We start from the raw sequence: 17,459 nt of genomic DNA on the forward strand, positions 1-17,459 counted from the left end.
GCCGGACTCCGGCGGCGGTGGCTCAGGCCGGACAGCTGAAGTCGTGGCGGGATGTCTTCAGCGTCAGCAGGTAGCCGTCCACCGCCGCCCGGGTGCACGGGGTGCGCCGGTAGGCCCCGTGCCCGGAGCCTTCGTAGGTCAGCAGCGTCGTGTTCGCCGGTGCCTGGCGGTGGACGTTCACCGCCCAGGTGTACGGCGTCGCGGGGTCGTAGCGGCTGCTGAGCAGCAGGATCCGCGGCGCTCGCGAGATGTCCAGCCGGTGCGGCGGGTTCGCGGGCGGGCCGGCGACGCCGAGGCAGGCGGTGGCTTCGTCGTGGCCGATCGTGCTGCCACGCATGATCGGCGACCGGCGCAGCTCCTCGGCGTGCATCGCCGAATACCGCGCGAAGGTCGGCATGCGCAGGTCGAAGTCCTGGCAGACGACGGCCAGGCGGATCGACGGGTAGTTGGGGACGAACTCGGCCCGCATCGGCGGGCTGCCGGCCGCGGTGTCGGCGATCACCCGGCCCACGTCGTCCCAGTCCGGAACGCGCATGTCGTTGTACACCTGGTCGCGCAGCCAGTTGTGAGGGAACGGCATCCCGTCGGCCGCGACCTGGGCCCGGCGCCAGGTCGCCAGGATGTCCCGGCCGTGCAGCGCGCAGGTCACCGTCCGTTCGCACCACGCGGTGAACTGCCCGAACAGCTCGTCCACGGCGGCGGCCCGGTCGCCGACGAAGTGGCCGAGATCGACGCTGTGGTCGATGACGCCGTCCAGCACCATCGCGCGGACGTGGTCCCCGTACCGCTCGGCGTACTGCTGGCCGAGCAGCGTGCCGTAGGAGGCGCCGTGGAAGCTGATCTCGTCCTCGCCGAGCGCGCGGCGGACCGCGTCCAGGTCGCGCGCGTTGGCGGCGGTGTCGGCGTGGTCGAAGATCGGCCGGTGCCGGGCGCGGCAATCCGCGACCACCTGCCGGTTGTACGCGCGCAGAGCTTCGAACCGCGCCCGGTCGGCGGGCTCGTTGTCGGGCGCGCCGGGCGGGATCTCGCAGTCGATGAACCCGCTGTTGCCGGTCCCGCGCAGGTCGAAACCCACGACGTCGAACCGGTCCCGGAGCTCCGGGCTGAAGTAGCCGGGGGAAAGCGCGATCTCCGCGCCGGACGAGCCCGGGCCGCCGGCGTCGGCCAGCAGGACGCCGAGGCGGTGGGCGGGGTCGGTGGCCAGGTGCCGGGCCACCGCGAGGCCGATCGACGGCCCCCACGTCCGGTCCCAGTCGAGCGGCACCCGGAGCGTGCCGCACTCCCCGTCGGGAACGCCGGGGTTGTCCGGGTCGTCCGGACACGTCGTCCAGGCGATCGGGGACGGCGACCAAGCCACGTCCGCGAGGGCGGGGGTCGCGCCGGTCAGCAGGAGAGCGCTTGCCAGGACAGCTCCGAACGCCCGCACGGCGCCCCCTCACGTGTCGGTCCGGATCGACCGTAGGACGCCCGGCGCGGGACCACAAGCGTTCGCGGGAAGGAAAAACCAACCGTTCGGCGGGCGGCGATCGTGCTTATGCTGTCGCCCTCGTTCTCTCGCGAAAGGGTCCCCGCCATGGAACAGCCCGAGAGCCACCTCGAGAGCCACCCCGATAACCACGCAGTCGCTTCGCCGTCCGCCGACGGCGTCAACCGGCGAAGCCTGCTCGCCGGAGTCGGCGGTCTCCTCGCCGCCGGGGGAGTCGCCACGGCGCTCGCCCCGTCCGCCGCGGCGGACCCCGCCGCCCGGCCCGAACGGAACCCGCGGGTCGAGGACCTGCTGAAGAAGATGACCCTCGCCGAGAAGCTCGGGCAGCTCCAGCTGGTCGGCACCGAAGACCTCGCGCGGACGTCGCTGGCGACCGGGCAGCTCGGCGGTGTCTTCTCGGTCGTGGGCGCCGCGAAGCTCAACGCGTTGCAGAAGATCGCCGTCGAGCAGACGCGGTTGCGGATCCCACTGATCTTCGGCCTCGACGTGATCCACGGGTACACCACGAACTTCCCGATCCCGCTGGCCCAGGGCGCGAGCTTCGACCCCGGCGTGCCGGCCGCCGACGCGACGGTCTCGGCGAAGGAGGCCCGGCGCAGCGGCATCCACTGGACCTACGCGCCGATGATGGACGTGACCCACGAGCCGCGCTGGGGGCGCATCGCCGAAGGGAACGGCGAAGATCCTTATCTGGCTTCGCAGATGGCCGTGGCGAAGGTCCGCGGCTACCAGGGCGGCGACTACTCGTCACCGGACCGCCTCGCCGCGTGCGCCAAGCACTTCGTCGCCTACGGCGGCGCGGAAGGCGGCCGCGACTACAACACCGTCGACGTCTCGCTGCAGCGCCTGCACAACCTCTACCTGCCGCCGTTCAAGGCGGCCGTCGAGGCCGGGGTCGCGACCGTGATGGCCAGCTTCAACACGATCAGCGGTGTCCCCGCGCACGGCAACGGCTACGTCGTGCACGACGTCCTCAAGGGCGCGTACGGCTTCCGCGGGTTCGTCGTCAGCGACTACACCGGCATCGAAGAGCTGATCAACCACGGCCTCGCCGGCGACGGCGCGGACGCCGCGGCCGCTGCGCTGCCGGCCGGGGTCGACATGGAGATGGTCAGCACCAACTACGTCAAGTTCGGGGAACAGCTGCTGGCCCAGCGGCGGATCACCCGCGACCAGATCGACGACGCCGTCCGCCGGATCCTGCTGGTCAAGGTCAAGCTGGGCCTCTTCGAACGCCCGTACGTCGACGAAGCCGGCGAGGTGAAGGTGCCTTCACCCGTCGCGCTCGCCGCGTCGCGGCAGGCCGCCGGGCGGTGCATGGTGCTGCTGAAGAACGACGGGCCGGTGCTGCCGCTGGCCAAGTCCGTCGGCAAGGTGGCCGTGGTCGGCCCGCTCGGCACGGCGACCTACGACCTCAACGGCACCTGGTCGGGCCTGGGCACCGGCGCGGGCACGACCCCGCCGGTGACGGTGGTCGACGGGATCAAGGCCGCGGCGCCGGGGGCCGCGGTGACCTACACGGCCGGCTGCACCGTCGACGGGACCGACACCAGCGGGTTCGCCGCCGCGCAGCAGGCCGCCCGCGCGGCCGACGTGACCGTCGTCGTGGTCGGGGAAACCGCCGCCATGAGCGGCGAAGCGGCGGCGCGCAGCACCATCGACCTTCCCGGGGTCCAGCAGCAGTTGGTGGCCGCGATCAAGGAGACCGGGAAGCCGTTCGTGGTGGTGCTGGTCAACGGCCGGCCGTTGACGATCGCGTCCGTGCACGCCGACGCGCCCGCGATCCTCGAGGCGTGGGCCCCGGGCGTCCAGGGCGGGCACGCCGTGGCCGACGTCCTGTTCGGCACGGTCAACCCGGGCGGCAAGCTGCCGGTGAGCTTCCCGCGCGCGGTCGGTCAGGTCCCGATCTACTACAACCACGAGAACACCGGACGGCCCGCGGATCCGGCCAACAAGTACACGTCGAAGTACCTCGACCTGGAGACCGGCCCGCTCTACGAGTTCGGCCACGGCCTGTCGTACACGACGTTCCGCGTCGACGGCCTGCGGCTTTCGGACACCCGATTGTCCACTCGGGGCGGCCGGATCCAGGTGAGTGCGAGGGTGACGAACACGGGCGGCCGCGCGGGCGACGAGGTCGTCCAGCTGTACCTGCGCGATCCGGTCGCCACCATCGTGCAGCCCGTCCGGCGGCTGCGCGGGTTCCAGCGGGTGACCTTGGCGGCGGGTGCCTCGAAGACGGTGTCGTTCACCCTGACCCCGGACGACGTCGGCTTCTACGACAACGCCGCGAAGTTCCGCGTCGAGCCGGGCAAGATCGAGGTCTACGTGGGCACCAGTTCGGCGGCCACGCTGACCGCGAGCTTCACCGTGGGTTGACGCCGAGCACGCAGGCGACCGGCGGATCGAGGTCGAGGGTCTCCACCCGCAGGTCGGTGAACCCCGCCTGCGTGAGCAGGTCCTGGAGTTCGCCCGCGGCCCTGGTCGTGGTGTCCCGGTTCGCGCCGGGGCACCGCGGCTGGGACGCGAGCGCGATGCGGCCGCCGGGGCGCAGCAGGCTCCGCAGCTCGCGCAGGCGCTGCGGGGGATCGGGCCAGAAGCCCGACGAGTTCACGGCGAGGACGGCGTCGAGCGGTTCGCCGAACGACGGCAGCCGGTCCACCGGGGCTGGGAACAGCTCGATCCGGTCCGCCGCGGCGCGGTTGCGCCGGCCCGCTCGCTCGACCATGACCGCGGAGTGGTCGACGCCGTAGACACGGCCGCGGGTGGCGCGGGCGGCCAGCTCGCCGAGGGCGATCCCGGGGCCGAAACCCACTTCGAGCACGCGGTCCTCGGGCTGGACGTCCAGCAGTTCGACCACCCAGACGTTGCGCCGCCGGTTCGAACTCCGGTGGGCCATCACCCATCCGGCCACGCGCCCGCCGAGGCCGTGCGGGTGGTGGAACTGCGTGATCATGCGCTGCTTGAGCCCTGCCATCGCCATGCCGCGAGTCAACGGCTTCAAGTACGCTCGAAGTCAAATGCCCGAGGAACTCCTGACGATCGGCGAGCTGGCCCACCGCACCGGTGTGGCCACTTCCGCGCTGCGGTACTGGGAGGAGCTGGGCCTGCTCCCGGCACCCGAGCGGGTCGCGGGCCAGCGGCGTTACCCGCCTTCGGCCATCGAGCTGGTGGGCGAGATCCTGATCTTCCGCGACGTCGGGTTCACCCTGCGCGAACTGAAGACGCTCATGGACCTGCGTACGTCGGCCGCGGCGGGCTGGCGCGAGCTGCACGAACGCAAGCTCGCCGAACTCGACCGGCGCATCGCCCAGGCCCAGGCGGCTCGCACGGCGATCGCCCACGGTCTGGCGTGCGAGCGCGAGGACGTCCACGACTGCCCGAACTTCCGCCGCGGAGTCGCGGCGCGCCTGGCGGGGGCCTCGCTGGAAGAGGCCCACTCGCACTGACGCTCAGCGGATCCTGGCCGGCGCGTCGGCGCCCAGGGCGCGGGTGAACGTCTCCGGGATCCGGACGTCGTCGCGGCTCAGATCGTGGATGCTGCGGTGGCCCAGGGCCAGCAGCGTCGAGTCGATGCCGTTGCGCAGGACGTCGAGGACGTTCTCGACGCCCGCCTGGCCGTTCGCGGCGAGGCCCCAGAGGTACGCGCGTCCGATGAGGACGGCCGTGGCGCCGAGGGCGAGCGCCTTGACGACGTCGCTGCCGCGCCGGATGCCGCCGTCGAGCAGGACTTCCACCTGGCCGCCGACGGCGTCCGCGATCGCGGGGAGGGCCCGGATCGTGGCCGGCGTGCCGTCGAGGTTGTTGCCGCCGTGGTTCGACACGGAGATCGCGCTGACGCCCGCGTCGACCGCGCGCCGGGCCTCGTCGACGCGGATGACGCCCTTGAGGAGAAACGGCCCGTCCCACTGCGAGCGCAGCCAGGCCACGTCGTCCCACGACGGCGGGGGCGTCTGCATCCACTGGCCGTACGCCCCGAAGAACGTCGGGACCGGCGTGCCGGGTTCGGCCATGTTCGGCACGCTGAGGTCGGGCAGGCGGCGGGTGCGCGCGTAGTCCAGCAGCCACCGCGGGCGAGCCAGGCCTTCGGGTGCGAACCGCAGCAGCTCGCGGAAGGTGAGCTTCTCGGGGATGTGCGGGCTGCCCCAGTCGCGGCTGTGGGAGAACGACCAGTCGAGCGTGAGGATGAGCCCGGCGGCGCCGGCCCGCCGGGCGCGGTCCAGCCGGGCGAGGAGGTCGTCGCGGCTGCCGGTCCAGTAGACCTGGAAGAACGTGTCGGGGTTGGCGGCGACGACGTCTTCGATCGGCTTGCCGGCGAAGGAGCTCAGGCCCATCGCGGTGCCGCGCGCGGCGGCCGCGCGGGCGACGGCGACCTCGCCGTCCGGGTGCACCGCCTGCACGCCGGTGGGGGAGATGACCACCGGCAGCGCGATCTCGCGGCCGAGCACGGTGGTGGCGAGCGCGCGTTCGCTCGCGTGTCCGGCCGTGCGGGGCGCGAACGTCAGCTCGTCGAAGGCGTCGAGGTTGTCCTTGAGCGTCAGGCCTTTCTCGGAGCCGGCGATCAGGGCCGAGTAGACGGACGCGGGGAGGCGCTTCTTCGCCCTCCGCTGGGCTTCCGCGACGGACTCGAACCAGGCGTTGCTCATGGTTTTTCCTTACGGTCGACGCGCAGTGGGCGCCAGGCGATCTCGGGCAGCACCGGCACGGCGGTCCGGTGGGTCAGGCAGCCGGCCCAGACGCCGGCGCCGTAGGCGATGTCGTCGGCGAGCGCGCCGGCGGTGTAGCGGACGGGGTCCAGGTCCGGCCGATCGGCGAGCCACCGGGTCAGCGGCGGGCCGAGCAGCAGCGACGCGACCGTGGCGCGGCGTCCCCACCCGCGTCGGGTGAGGAGCGCGGCGAGGACCGGCGCGGCGAACTGCGTCCCGTAGCGGCCGGCGCCGAGCCAGGTCTGGTGCACGGCGGTGCCCATCGCGCGGACCACGCCTTCGGTGGGGATGTCGTTGGCGCGCAACGTCTTCATCATGGTCAGGAGGGCGCCGCCGAAGCCGGCGGACGCGAGCAGCGGCCGCCGGGCGAGCACCGCGGCGACGGTCAGGGCCGGCCACGGATGCAGGACGAGCGGGGCGAGGTTCCCCGGATGGCGCTTCGCGAGCGGGGCGGCGGACGTGCCGTACCGCGCGCGCCGGCCGAGAAGCTCGCGCCAGGTCGTGGGTTCCTGATGGCCGACGTCGACGTCCGGCGCGTACCGGACCCGGTGGTCCGCGGCGTGCAGCCGCCAGACGAGGTCGACGTCCTCGCCGACCCGCAGCTCCGGGTCGAACCCGCCGATCTTCGTCAAGGCCGACCGGCGGGCGACCAGGGCGGCGGTCGGGACGTAGGCCACGCGGGTGCGGGGCGCGACGCGCGCGGGCCGGTCACCGAGGTCGAGGCTGCTCACGGCCCGCGTGTACCGCCCGGCGGCGGTGTCCGCCGCCAAGGCGCGCACGCGGGGGGCGATGGCGGCGAGCAGGGGGTCGGCGAAGTGGGCGGCGAGCTGGTCGGCCCAGTCGCCGGCCGCGACGCAGTCACTGTCCACAAAGGCCACCAGCTCGGTGGAGACGTGCTCCAGCGCGGTGTTCCGCGCGGCCCCGGGCCCACCGTTGACCTCCCGGCGCACGAGTTTCGCCCCGTGCGCGGCGGCGATGGCGGCGATCGCGGCAGGGTCTTCCGACCCGTCGTCGACGACAAGCACGGGGTGGGTGCCATCGAGCGACGCCAGGCAGCGCGCAAGGGGCCCAGGCCGGTCGAGAACCGGAACGACGACGGTGAGCTCCGCAGGCGCGGCCGGTTCGGGCGGTATGGGGTGCGCGAAGCCGGCGTCGGTGAGCCGCCGGGCGAGCGCGCCGGCGGCCGGGGACGTGATGGGACCGTCGGCGAATTCTTTCCAGGCTCGTTGGCCGGCCGAAGTGAGGCGGAGGACTCGGGCCGGCGAGCCACCGAACCAGAGGTCATCGCGCAGCTGCTTGGTGTCCGGGTCGAGAGTGATCCGGAAGCCTGGTGGCAGGGGTGTGGTCACCGGATCGGCCCTTCGTCGAGGTGGGCCGCGGCGCGCGGTGGCCGGGTGTTCGGCGCGAGGGCGGTCCGGAATCCGGCGACGCCGAGCGGCAGGGCCTCGTGCTGAGGAGCCGTCACAAGGCCAGCCCTCCGTCCACCGGCACCACCGCGCCGGTCGTCGCGCCGCTGTCCGGGTCCGCCAGGAACGCCACTACCCGCGCGATCTCGGCCGGCTCCAGCAACCTCCCGACCGGTTGCTGCGTGGCGAAATTCTCCGCGCCCGGCAGGCCGTACAGCCGGGCGCTCTCGGCGAGGATCGGCGTGTCGGTGGAGCCGGGGCTGACCGCGTTGGCCGTCACACCCGTCCCGCCCAGCTCGGCGCCCAGCGCGCGGACCAGACCGGCGACCCCCGCCTTCGCCGCGCAGTACGCCGCCAGCATCGGCAGCCCGCGCGTCGCGGCGGCGGAGGCGACCGCGAGGAACCGGCCCGACCTCGGCTCGGGACGGCGCAGCAACGCCGGGATCGCCACCCGGGCCAGGTTGAGCACCCCGCGCAGGTCCACGTCGAGCACCGCGTCCTCCTGCTCCGGTGGCACCTCCCACAACGGCACGCCCCCGGCGATCACCCCCGCCGCCGCGACGGCGACGTCGAGACCGCCCCACCGCCGTTCGGCTTCGGCCACCGCGGCCGCCAGCGCCGCCGGGTCCCGGACGTCCGCGACGAACGCCTCGGCACCCGTCTGCGAGGCGACGGCGGCCAGCTCGGCCTTGCTCCCCAGCGCATACGGCAGCGCGGGGTCGTCGGCGGCGACGTCGACCGCGAGCACGGCGTATCCCTGACCGGCCAGGTGCCGCACGGTCGCGGCCCCGATCCCGCGCGCCGCGCCGGTGACGAGCGCGGTCCTCATCGCCAACCGTCCACTTGGGACACCAGCTGAGCGGTCAGCTCGTCCAGCAACGCTCGTCCTTCCGTCGAAGTCGCGGCGGTCGGGTCGCCGAGCACGCCGGTCCGGCTCACCGCGCGCACCCCGCCCTCCCGCAGCAGCGGAAACACCTCACCCAGCGGCCGCCGGTCGCCCGCGACTGCCCGGTCCATCCGTACGCCGGCGGGGCGCAAAGCCAGCTGCAGTGCGGTTTCCGGGCGTCCGGCGTGCGGGTCGCCGTCCCAGCGCGGCTGGAACACCGACACGTCCCGCGACTCCGCGCGCAGCCGGGCGACGGCCCGGGCGACCGGTGCCGCGTTGCCGCCGTGCGCGGAGACGAACAGCAGCCGCGTGAACGTCTCCGCCGCGGACCGCCCCAGCTCCAGCAGCAGGAGCTCGGTGGCGGCCTGGCCGATCGACAGCGTCCCGGCGAACCCGGCGTGCTCGCCGCTGGACCCGAAGGCCACGGCCGGCGCCACCAGGACGTCCGGGCGCTGGTCCGAGAGCCGGTCGCACAGCGCGAGCGCGATGTCGGTGTCGGTGGAAAGCGGCAGGTGCGGGCCGTGCTGCTCGGTCGCGCCGACCGGCACGGCGAGGATCGCGCCGGCCGCCGCGCGCTCGGCGACGTCCGGCCAGGACAGGTCCGCGAGCCGCACGGTCAGCGCCTGAATCCGGCGAGGGGGCTCTCGTCGCAGGCACGCTCCGGCGGGCGGCGCATCCCGATGGTGACCGGGACCGGACGCCGCCGGTGGGAGTGGTCGAGCGACGGCTTCGGGACGCTCGTCACGCCCGCGAGCGCCAGTTCGCCGTGCCCGCGCACGCATTCCGGGTCGGGCCCGTCGAGCGGCAGGCCGGTGAAGAACTTCGCCGCCATGCACCCGCCGCGGCAGGCGTCGAACGCCGAGCACGACTCGCACGCGCCGCCACTCTGCGGCGCACGCAACGACGTGAACAGCTCGGATTCCCGCCACACGCTGGTGAACCCACCGCCGCCGCGGACGTTGCCGGCGAGGAAGGTGTCATGGATGGCGAACGGGCACGCGTAGACGTCGCCGACCGGGTCGACCAGGCACACGACGCGCCCGGCGCCGCACAGGTTCAGCCCGGGCAGGTCGCCCTCGCCGTAGCCCGCGAGGTGGAAGAACGAGTCGCCGGTGAGGACGTTCTCGCCGTGGGCCACCAGCCAGTCGTACAACGAGCGCTGCTGGGCGGCGGTCGGGTGCAGCTCGTCCCAGGTGTCGGCGCCGCGGCCGGACGGGCGCAGCCGCGTGATCCGCAGCTGGGCGCCGTAGCGGTCGGCGATGGCCTTGAACTCGTCGAGCTGGCTGACGTTGTGGCGCGTCATCACCACGGAGATCTTGAAGTTCTCGAAGCCCGCGTCGGCGAGGTGCTGCATCGCCCGGATCGCCGTGTCATAGGAGCCGGGGCCGCGGACGTGGTCGTTGACGTCGGCGGTGGCGCCGTCGAGGGAGATCTGGACGTCGACGTAGTCGCCGGCGGCCAGGCGGCGCGCCACCTCGGGCGTGATCTTGACGCCGTTGGTGGAGAACTTGACCCCGACGTGGTGCTCGGTGGCGTAGTCGACGAGCTCCCAGAAGTCCGGGCGGACGGTGGGTTCGCCGCCGCCGATGTTGACGTAGAAGACCTGCATGCGCTCGAACTCGTCGATCAGCGCTTTGCATTCCACTGTGGACAGCTCGCGCTGGTCGCGCCGTCCCGAGGAGGAAAGGCAGTGGACGCACGAAAGGTTGCAGGCGTAGGTCAGTTCCCAGGTGAGGCAGATGGGGGCGTCGAGCCCGTACTGGAATTCGTCCACAAGGGACATCAGAGGCTCCTCGGCTGGATCATGCGCGACTCGGCCAGTGCGGCCAGCGCCGCGCGGTACCTCGGCAGTTCTCCGGCGCCGACGCCGGCTTCGGCGCACGCCGCCCGCGCGTCCGGGTGCCGCGCGAGGCCGCGGACGACGTCCAGGAGCGTCGGGCTCTTCAGGAAGGAAAGCCGGCGGGTGCCGAAGTGGTACAGCAGGGCGCCGAACCGCTCGGGCCGGATCGAGACCCGGTCGTCCAGTCGCCAGGCGCCGTCCAGGTCGAAACCCGCCGGCGAGTCCTCAGTAGACACCGCACATGCCGTCGATGGAGACCTCTTCGACGAGGAGCTCCTCCGTGAGGACCTCGTCGGTCGCGGCGGGTTCGGTGGTGGGGTTCTCACTCATCCTGACTCCTTCGGCAGTGATGATTTTCGGCACTGGGTGACGAATAGTGGGGAGGGTAATGTCACCCCGTGTCGATAATCAAGGCTCTCGAGGGAATGGCACCCGGATGACCGATGACGTGCTCGCCCGGCCCGCGGCCCGCCGGGGCCGCCCGCCGGGCACCAGCGCGCGGGAGCTCGAGGTCGCCGCGCTGCGGCTGTTCAGCGAGCAGGGCTTCCACGAGACGACCGTCGACCAGATCGCCACCGCGGCCGGCGTCAGCAGGCGGACGTTCTTCCGCTACTACGACGCCAAGGCCGACGTGCTCTGGAACGAGTTCGACACCGAGGTCCAGACAATCCGGGCTTTGCTCGCCGAGATGCCGGCGGACCTGCCGGTACTGGAGGCGGTGCGCCGCGCGGTGCTGGCGGCCAACCACTACCGCGCCGACGACGTGCCGGAGCTGCGCCGGCGGATGACGCTGCTGAGTACGGTGCCGGACCTGGCCGCGAGCGCCGCGGTCCACTACGACGCGTGGGAGCGTGCGGTGAGCGCGTTCGTCGCTCGGAGGTCGGGGCAGCCGGAGGAGTCGCTGTACCCGCTGGTGGTGGGGCGCGCGGTGCTCGCGGCCTGCCGTGCGGCTTATGACCGCTGGTCCGCGCGGGCGGATGCCGACTTGACGGTGTACCTGGACGCGGCGTTGCGGGCTCTCGCGGCCGGGCTCGCCGATGACGTGCTGGGGATGGAGCCCGACCCGGTGCCGGGCTGATCGCCGGGTCGGGACTGCCTGGCTACCAGTCGCTCGCAGCGAGGACCTCGGGGAAGCCTTCGGTGAGCATGCGGCGCCGGACCCGGTGCAGGAGCCGGGCCATGAAGAATCCGCCGGCTCCGCGGAACCCCGTGTGCCGGTAGGTGAGGCGGGTTCCCGTCGTCGTTTCGGCGAGGTGGTACTCCACCGTGCTGGGCGGGTCGGTTTCCTGGTTGCGCCAGCTGAAGGTGAGCAGCTCGGGTGCCTCGGCCGCGAGGATTTCGCAGCGGACGATGCCGTCCCAGCCGGGGACCGGCCGGCCGACGAACCGGAACCGCGTGCCGACCTCCGGCGCGAAGCCTTCGGGACGGCCGCCGCGGCCGGTCGACGTCCACCGCGGGACCAGCGCCGGGTCGGTGAGGGCGCGCCAGACCCGGGGCCGGGCCTGCGGGTACTCGCGGACGATCTCGAACTCGCTCATGGTCGCTCCCGTTCGTTACAGTCACTATAAATAGTACTCCTGCTGTACGATGTTCAGGTGCTGAAACCGGAGACGCTGCGGGAGCGGCGGAAGCGCGAACTGCGGCAGCAGCTGTCGGACACGGCGACCCGGATGTTCCTGGAGCGCGGGTTCGACGCGGTGCGCGTCGCCGATGTCGCGCGGGCGTGCGGGGTCACGGAGAAGACGGTCTTCAACCACTTCGGCAGCAAGGAAGCCCTGCTCGCCGACCGCTGGGACACGCACGTGGACGCGTTGAGCGCGCGGCTCGCCGACCGCCCGCCCCTGGACGCGGCCCTCGAGGTGCTCGGCGAGGAGCTGGACTTCCTGCTCGAATCGGCGCGCCGGCACGGCTGGGAGGAGGTTCGCCGGTTCGGCGAGCTGATCCGGGCGACCCCGGCGCTGGTGGCGCACCACCGCGAGGCTCGCGACCGGCTGACGGACGCCGCGGTCGAGGCGCTGGCCACCCGGGCCGGCACGACCCCGGACGACCCGATCGTCCGCATCACGGCGGCGGCGGTCACCGGGCTGTGGAACGTGTACGCGCTGAGTCTCCAGCGGCACCAGGCGAAGGGAGCGGCCCGAGCGGCCCGCGAGGTCCGCGCCGACCTCGCCCGGGCGGCCGACGCACTGAGGCAGGGACTCTGACCGGCGGCACAGATCCGGAGATGAGTGACCGAGGCGATCGCGCGGCGACTGGAGAAGCGACCTGCGTCCCTGCGGCTCAGTGCTTGAGCGGCCCGGTCAATTGCTGCTCCGAGGTGACCTGGAACGTGCACACCGCAGCGGACTTCCCGGCCGGCCAAGCCTTGCTGTCGGGATAGAACACACCCACCGAAGCTTCGACCGGCGGAACGTAACCTGCCCCACCCGCAGCAGGCTGAGCACGATCCCGGCGATCGCCATCCCGTGGCCGGTCTGGTTGGTCCGGCCGATCTGCACCAGCGAGGCGACCGCGAAGGTGTTGCGCCCCCGCGGGCCGGGCGGTGCCGGGGCCACCTGCATCCACTGCGGTGTGTTGGGATCACTCGGGTACTGCTCGGACATGGGCCCCCTCTGGCGAATGTCCGGCTAGCGCATAGTGGCGGATCGTGACGCGATGTCACACTTGGGTGCTTGTCGCCTGATGGGGTGACTGCTTACGCTTTTCCTCCGGTCCCGCGGGGAGGAAGCATGCACGCCAGACGGCGGTCGATCCGGTTCAGCGGCACGGAAGTCACCATCAGTGCGGCCGTCAAAGACGGCTTCTTCGGCAACGACCGCAAGCACACCTTCAGCGTCACCAAGATCAAGAACATCAGCAATTCCGAGCCGGGCTTCTCCCGGCCGGGCCGGCTGACGTTCACCGTCGACGGCGCCTCCACCGACGTCGTGGAGAACCCGGCCAGCGGCGGTGACCAGGTGGACATGAACACGTTCTGTTACGGCAGCCTGGAAACGGGCCGGGTGCGCAAGCTGGTCGCGGAGATCGAGAAGGCCATGGGCGCCACGTAGGAGTACCCGTTGCGCTCCGAGGCGGCGAAGCTATACCGTGAGCAAACTAGAACAGGTTATAGTTTGCCACGGGCTGGACCGAGGAGCGGACATGGCGAAAAGGGCGCCGCGCGGCGACGAGGCCGATTACGTCGTCGTCGGGTCGGGGAGCTCGGGGGCGGCGATCGCGGGCCGGCTGGCGCAGTCCGGGGCCAGCGTGATCGTCCTCGAAGCCGGGAAGAGCGACGAGCGGCTGCTGCTCAAGAAGCCGGGGCTGGTCGGCCCGATGCACGCGGTGCCGCAGCTCAAGAAGCCGTTCGACTGGGGCTACTACGGCGTGCCGCAGAAACACGTTCTCGATCGCCGGATGCCGGTGCCGCGCGGCAAGGTCGTCGGCGGCTCCAGCTCGATCAACGGCATGGTCTACGTCCGCGGCAACCGCGCCAACTTCGACTCCTGGGCCGCCGAGGGCAACACCGGCTGGGACGCCGACAGCGTCAACGCGGCGTACAAGCGGATGGAAGACTTCGAAGACGGCGAGAACGCGTTCCGAGGTGCCGGCGGCCCGATCCGGGTCACCCGCAACAAGATCCCCCAGGAAGGCTCGCTGCAGTTCGTCGACGCCACCGCCGACGCGCTCGGCTGCGAGATCCTCGACGACTACAACGCCGAGTCCCAAGAGGGCGTCAGCCGGATGCAGCAGAACGCTGCCGACGGCCTGCGCTACAGCGCCTCACGCGGCTACCTCCACCACCTCGCGCCGCCGACGCTCGAGCTGCAGTCCGGGGTGCTGGTAAAGAAGGTCCTCGTCGAGCACGGCCGCGCCGTCGGCGTCGAGGTCGTCGACGGCGGCCGGGAACGCACCATCCGCGCCGGCAAGGAGGTCATCCTCTCGGCCGGGTTCGCCGGCTCCGCGCAGCTGCTCATGCTGTCCGGGATCGGCCACGCCGAGCACCTCAAGGAGCACGGCATCGACGTGCTCGCCGACCTGCCCGTCGGCGACAACATGCACGACCACATGTTCCACGCGCTGACGTTCCACGTGTCCACCAGCAAGAACAAGGGCTCGGCGCCGTACTTCGCCCGTGGCCTGGCCCGTGAGCTGATGAAGCCCGGGACCACGTTCCTGGCCAACTCGGTGTTCGAGGCGGTCGCGTTCCTGCGGACCTCGCAGGCCGACGCGGTCCCCAACCTCCAGCTTCACCTTCTGCCGTGGGCGTACGTCTCGCCCAACCAGGACGCGCCGATCCGCCACGACGTCGACAAGCGCCCCGCGCTCACCGTGCTGTCCACGCTGATCTACCCGAAGAGCCGCGGCACGCTCCGGCTCGCCTCGGCCGACCCCACCGCCGCGCCGCTCATCGACTTCCAGTACCTCTCCGACCCGGCCGACCTGGAGGTGCTCGCCGAGGGCTCGGAGATGGTGCGCGAGATCTTCGCGTCGAAGGCGTTCAAGGGCGCGGTCAAGGAAGAGATCCACCCGGGTACGAACCTGCGCGGCCAGGAGCTGCGCGACGCGATCCTCAACCGCGCGACGTCGGTCTACCACGGCGTCGGCACCTGCCGGATGGGCGTCGACGAGCTCGCGGTCGTCGGCCCCGACCTCAAGGTGCGCGGGGTCGAGGGACTGCGGGTCTGCGACGCCTCGATCATGCCGTCGATCACCGGCGGCAACACCAACGCGCCCGCCATCATGATCGGCGAGCTGGGCGCGCAGCTCGTCCTCTCGGGAAAGTGAGCGGACCATGACCGTGACCCCGCTGGAGCTCGCCCGGCCGGCGACGGTGACCGACGCGTTCCTGCGGCAGCTGGTCGCCCGCGTGCCGGGTTCGGCCGGCGCGACCTGGAAGCTCACCGAGGTCTACACCGGCGAGGTGCTCGTCGAGCTGCCGCAGTCGACGCCGGCCGACATCGAGCAGGCGTTCGCCGTCGCCCGCGAGGCGCAACGCGAGTGGGCGGCCACGCCGCTCAAGCAGCGGCTGGCGGTGTTCAAGCGGGCGCACGCGCTCTTCGTCGACCACGCGCGGGCCGTCGCCGACCTCATCCAGGTCGAGAGCGGCAAGAACCGGCGGATGGCGATCGAGGAGACCTGCGACCCCGCCATGGTGATGAGCCACTACCTGCGGCGGGCCGCCAAGCTGCTGGCGCCGACCAAGCGCGGCGGCCCGGTGCCGCTGCTGACGTCGTCGACCGAGGTCCGGCAGCCCAAGGGCGTCGTCGGGATCATCGCGCCGTGGAACTTCCCGTTCGCCACCGGCATTTCCGACGCGATCCCGGCGCTGATGGCCGGCAACGCGGTCGTGCTCAAGCCGGACAACAAGACCGCGCTTTCGCCGCTCTACGGCATCGAAATGCTGGAGGAGGCAGGCCTGCCGAAGGGCCTGTTCCAGGTCGTCTGCGGCGAAGGCCCCGACGTCGGCCCCACGCTCATCGACCAGGCCGACTACGTGATGTTCACCGGCTCCACGGCAACCGGACGCGTGATCGGCGAGCGGGCCGGGCGCAACCTCATCGGCTGCTGCCTGGAGCTCGGCGGCAAGAACCCGATGATCGTGCTCGACGACGCCGACATCACCGAAGCCGTGCAGGGCGCGATCTTCGGCGCGTTCGGCAACACCGGCCAGATCTGCATGCACATCGAGCGGATCTACCTGCCGGAGTCCCGCTACGACGAGTTCAAGGACGCGTTCGTGGCGGCCACGAGCGCGCTGGACGTCCGCGCGGCCTATGACTTCGGGCCCGACATGGGCTCGCTCGTCTCGCCCGACCACCTGCGCCGCGTCAAGGAGCACGTCGACGACGCCGTCGCGAAGGGCGCGACCGTGCTCTGCGGCGGCAAGCCGCGCTCCGACCTCGGCCCGGCGTTCTTCGAGCCGACGATCCTCGAAGGCGTCACGAAGGACATGGTCTGCGGCGTCACCGAAACCTTCGGGCCGGTGATCGCGCTGCACAAGTACCGCACGGTCGACGAGGCCGTCGAGCTGGCCAACGACACCGACTACGGCCTCAACGCCTCGGTCTGGGGCCGCGACCTCGGCGCCGCGCGTGCGGTGGCCGCTCGCCTGGAGTCCGGCAACGTCAACATCAACGACATCTTGGCGACGGCCTTTGCCGCCAAGGGGACGCCGTCCGGAGGCGTGAAGAGCTCCGGGGTCGGCGCCCGCCACGGCGACCAAGGTCTGCTGAAATACACCGACGGGCAGAACCTGGCTGTGCTGAAGAAGCAGGTCATGGGCCCGCGGCCCGGACAGGGCTACGAGAAGTACGTCGAAAGCATGCTGTCCGGGCTGAAGCTCATGCGGCGGCTGCGCATCCGGTAGCGCTCAGTTGAGCTTCCGGGTGTCGGCGGGCAGGCCGCCGCCGGCGTAGACGTCTTCGGTGAGCTTGGCCAGCGCGGTCAGCGCGACGTTCTGGCTCCACGGGCCGTAGGACACGCGGGAGACGCCGAGCTCCTGCGCGCGGGCCAGCGGGATCGAGCCGGGGATGCCGATGAGGTTGACCTTGCGCTCGCCCAGTTCTTCCACGAGCCGCGTGACCTGGGCCTCGTCCAGCTTGCCGGGGACGAAGAAGTTGGACGCGCCGGCGTCGAGGTACGCGCGGCCGCGGGTGATCGCCTCGGTCAGCGCGGTCTCGGGGTCGGTCTTGATGAAGGCGTCGGTGCGGGCGTTGAGCACGAAGTCGACCCCGGCTTTTTGGGCGGCCGCGACGGCGGCTTCGACCGCCTTCACGGCTTCGCCCAGGGGCTTCATCTGGTCTTCGAGGTTGGCGCCGACGGCCCCGGCCTCGATCGCCCGGGCGATGGTGCCGCCGGGATCGCCGTAGCCGGCTTCGAGGTCGGCGGTGACGGGCAGGTCGCCCGCCGTCCGCACGATCAGCGCGACCTCGGCGATCATCTCGTCGCGCGGGATCTTTTCGCCGTCCGGGTAGCCGCGCGAGGCGGCGATGCCGTGGCTGGGGGTGGCCAGCGCCTCGGTGCCGGGCGTCTCGGCGACGACCTTGGCGGTGATGGCGTCCCAGACGTTGACGACGAGCAGCAGCTCGGGAGCGGCGTGCAGCTCCTGCAGCCGGGTGGCCTTTTCGGCGGTGGAGGTCATGCCGCCCAATCT

Annotated in this window: 18 protein-coding genes; 7 read left to right on the forward strand and 11 right to left on the reverse strand. The window is 72.0% G+C overall.

What is annotated here, in order from left to right; all coding sequences use genetic code 11:
• Positions 1-22 precede the first annotated feature (22 nt).
• On the reverse strand, positions 23-1,426 hold the full coding sequence (locus AB0C38_RS07310; protein ID WP_360668007.1) for an alpha/beta hydrolase: 1,404 nt from the start codon (positions 1,424-1,426) through the stop codon (positions 23-25).
• Between the two features lie 147 nt (positions 1,427-1,573).
• Here AB0C38_RS07310 and AB0C38_RS07315 point away from each other — a divergent pair, with 147 nt between their 5' ends.
• Positions 1,574-3,865: a glycoside hydrolase family 3 N-terminal domain-containing protein gene (locus AB0C38_RS07315; RefSeq protein WP_360668009.1), complete on the forward strand. Its 2,292-nt coding sequence runs from the start codon at positions 1,574-1,576 to the stop codon at positions 3,863-3,865.
• Here AB0C38_RS07315 and AB0C38_RS07320 read toward each other — a convergent pair.
• Entirely contained in the window at positions 3,852-4,469 is a 618-nt protein-coding gene (locus AB0C38_RS07320; RefSeq protein ID WP_360668012.1) for a methyltransferase domain-containing protein, read from the reverse strand. The genes AB0C38_RS07315 and AB0C38_RS07320 overlap by 14 nt on opposite strands.
• Before the next feature lie 37 nt (positions 4,470-4,506).
• Between AB0C38_RS07320 and AB0C38_RS07325 the strand changes: the two genes are divergently transcribed.
• The gene (locus AB0C38_RS07325) at positions 4,507-4,935 is read left to right on the forward strand and encodes a MerR family transcriptional regulator (protein ID WP_360668015.1); all 429 of its coding nucleotides are present in this window, start codon (positions 4,507-4,509) and stop codon (positions 4,933-4,935) included.
• 3 nt (positions 4,936-4,938) lie between these two features.
• On the opposite strand, the gene mftD is transcribed toward AB0C38_RS07325, so the two are convergent.
• From mftD to mftA, 7 genes are all read right to left on the reverse strand, one after another.
• Positions 4,939-6,132 carry a pre-mycofactocin synthase MftD gene (gene mftD, locus AB0C38_RS07330; protein WP_360668018.1) on the reverse strand — a complete coding sequence of 398 codons (1,194 nt, stop codon included), beginning with the start codon at positions 6,130-6,132 and terminating at the stop codon, positions 4,939-4,941.
• Complete coding sequence (mftF, locus tag AB0C38_RS07335) at positions 6,129-7,541, reverse strand: mycofactocin biosynthesis glycosyltransferase MftF (RefSeq protein ID WP_360668021.1); 1,413 nt, start codon at positions 7,539-7,541, stop codon at positions 6,129-6,131. Before mftF ends, mftD begins: the two co-directional genes overlap by 4 nt.
• A 112-nt stretch (positions 7,542-7,653) precedes the next feature.
• Positions 7,654-8,427: a mycofactocin-coupled SDR family oxidoreductase gene (locus tag AB0C38_RS07340; RefSeq protein ID WP_360668024.1), complete on the reverse strand. Its 774-nt coding sequence runs from the start codon at positions 8,425-8,427 to the stop codon at positions 7,654-7,656.
• A complete protein-coding gene (gene mftE, locus AB0C38_RS07345; RefSeq protein ID WP_360668027.1) occupies positions 8,424-9,098 on the reverse strand; it encodes a mycofactocin biosynthesis peptidyl-dipeptidase MftE in 675 nt (224 codons plus the stop codon). The genes AB0C38_RS07340 and mftE overlap by 4 nt, the downstream gene beginning before the upstream one ends.
• 2 nt (positions 9,099-9,100) lie before the next feature.
• The gene (mftC, locus tag AB0C38_RS07350) at positions 9,101-10,267 is read right to left on the reverse strand and encodes a mycofactocin radical SAM maturase (protein WP_360668030.1); all 1,167 of its coding nucleotides are present in this window, start codon (positions 10,265-10,267) and stop codon (positions 9,101-9,103) included.
• A complete protein-coding gene (mftB, locus tag AB0C38_RS07355) occupies positions 10,267-10,560 on the reverse strand; it encodes a mycofactocin biosynthesis chaperone MftB (RefSeq protein WP_360668033.1) in 294 nt (97 codons plus the stop codon). The genes mftC and mftB overlap by 1 nt, the downstream gene beginning before the upstream one ends.
• Complete coding sequence (mftA, locus tag AB0C38_RS07360; RefSeq protein ID WP_360668036.1) at positions 10,550-10,654, reverse strand: mycofactocin precursor MftA; 105 nt, start codon at positions 10,652-10,654, stop codon at positions 10,550-10,552. Before mftA ends, mftB begins: the two co-directional genes overlap by 11 nt.
• Positions 10,655-10,760: 106 nt before the next feature.
• Between mftA and mftR the strand changes: the two genes are divergently transcribed.
• Entirely contained in the window at positions 10,761-11,402 is a 642-nt protein-coding gene (mftR, locus tag AB0C38_RS07365) for a mycofactocin system transcriptional regulator (protein WP_360668039.1), read from the forward strand.
• A 22-nt stretch (positions 11,403-11,424) separates the two neighbouring features.
• Here mftR and AB0C38_RS07370 read toward each other — a convergent pair whose 3' ends face one another.
• A complete protein-coding gene (locus AB0C38_RS07370; RefSeq protein ID WP_360668042.1) occupies positions 11,425-11,862 on the reverse strand; it encodes an SRPBCC domain-containing protein in 438 nt (145 codons plus the stop codon).
• A 57-nt stretch (positions 11,863-11,919) separates the two neighbouring features.
• Between AB0C38_RS07370 and AB0C38_RS07375 the strand changes: the two genes are divergently transcribed.
• The 4 genes from AB0C38_RS07375 to AB0C38_RS07390 all read left to right on the forward strand — a co-directional run bounded on the left by AB0C38_RS07375 (position 11,920) and on the right by AB0C38_RS07390 (position 16,673).
• Positions 11,920-12,528, forward strand: a complete 609-nt coding sequence (locus AB0C38_RS07375; RefSeq protein ID WP_360668044.1) for a TetR family transcriptional regulator — start codon at positions 11,920-11,922, stop codon at positions 12,526-12,528.
• A 525-nt stretch (positions 12,529-13,053) separates the two neighbouring features.
• On the forward strand, positions 13,054-13,374 hold the full coding sequence (locus tag AB0C38_RS07380; RefSeq protein WP_360668046.1) for a hypothetical protein: 321 nt from the start codon (positions 13,054-13,056) through the stop codon (positions 13,372-13,374).
• Positions 13,375-13,465: 91 nt separating this feature from the next.
• Complete coding sequence (locus tag AB0C38_RS07385) at positions 13,466-15,091, forward strand: GMC family oxidoreductase N-terminal domain-containing protein (RefSeq protein ID WP_360668049.1); 1,626 nt, start codon at positions 13,466-13,468, stop codon at positions 15,089-15,091.
• 7 nt (positions 15,092-15,098) lie between these two features.
• Positions 15,099-16,673 (forward strand): succinic semialdehyde dehydrogenase, encoded by a 1,575-nt coding sequence (locus tag AB0C38_RS07390; RefSeq protein ID WP_360668052.1) that lies wholly within the window; start codon positions 15,099-15,101, stop codon positions 16,671-16,673.
• A gap of 3 nt (positions 16,674-16,676) precedes the next feature.
• Here AB0C38_RS07390 and AB0C38_RS07395 read toward each other — a convergent pair whose 3' ends face one another.
• Entirely contained in the window at positions 16,677-17,447 is a 771-nt protein-coding gene (locus AB0C38_RS07395) for an isocitrate lyase/phosphoenolpyruvate mutase family protein (protein ID WP_360668055.1), read from the reverse strand.
• Between the last annotated feature and the right edge of the window lie 12 nt (positions 17,448-17,459).

The sequence above is a fragment of the Amycolatopsis sp. NPDC048633 genome (assembly GCF_040650695.1).
Classification (GTDB): domain Bacteria; phylum Actinomycetota; class Actinomycetes; order Mycobacteriales; family Pseudonocardiaceae; genus Amycolatopsis.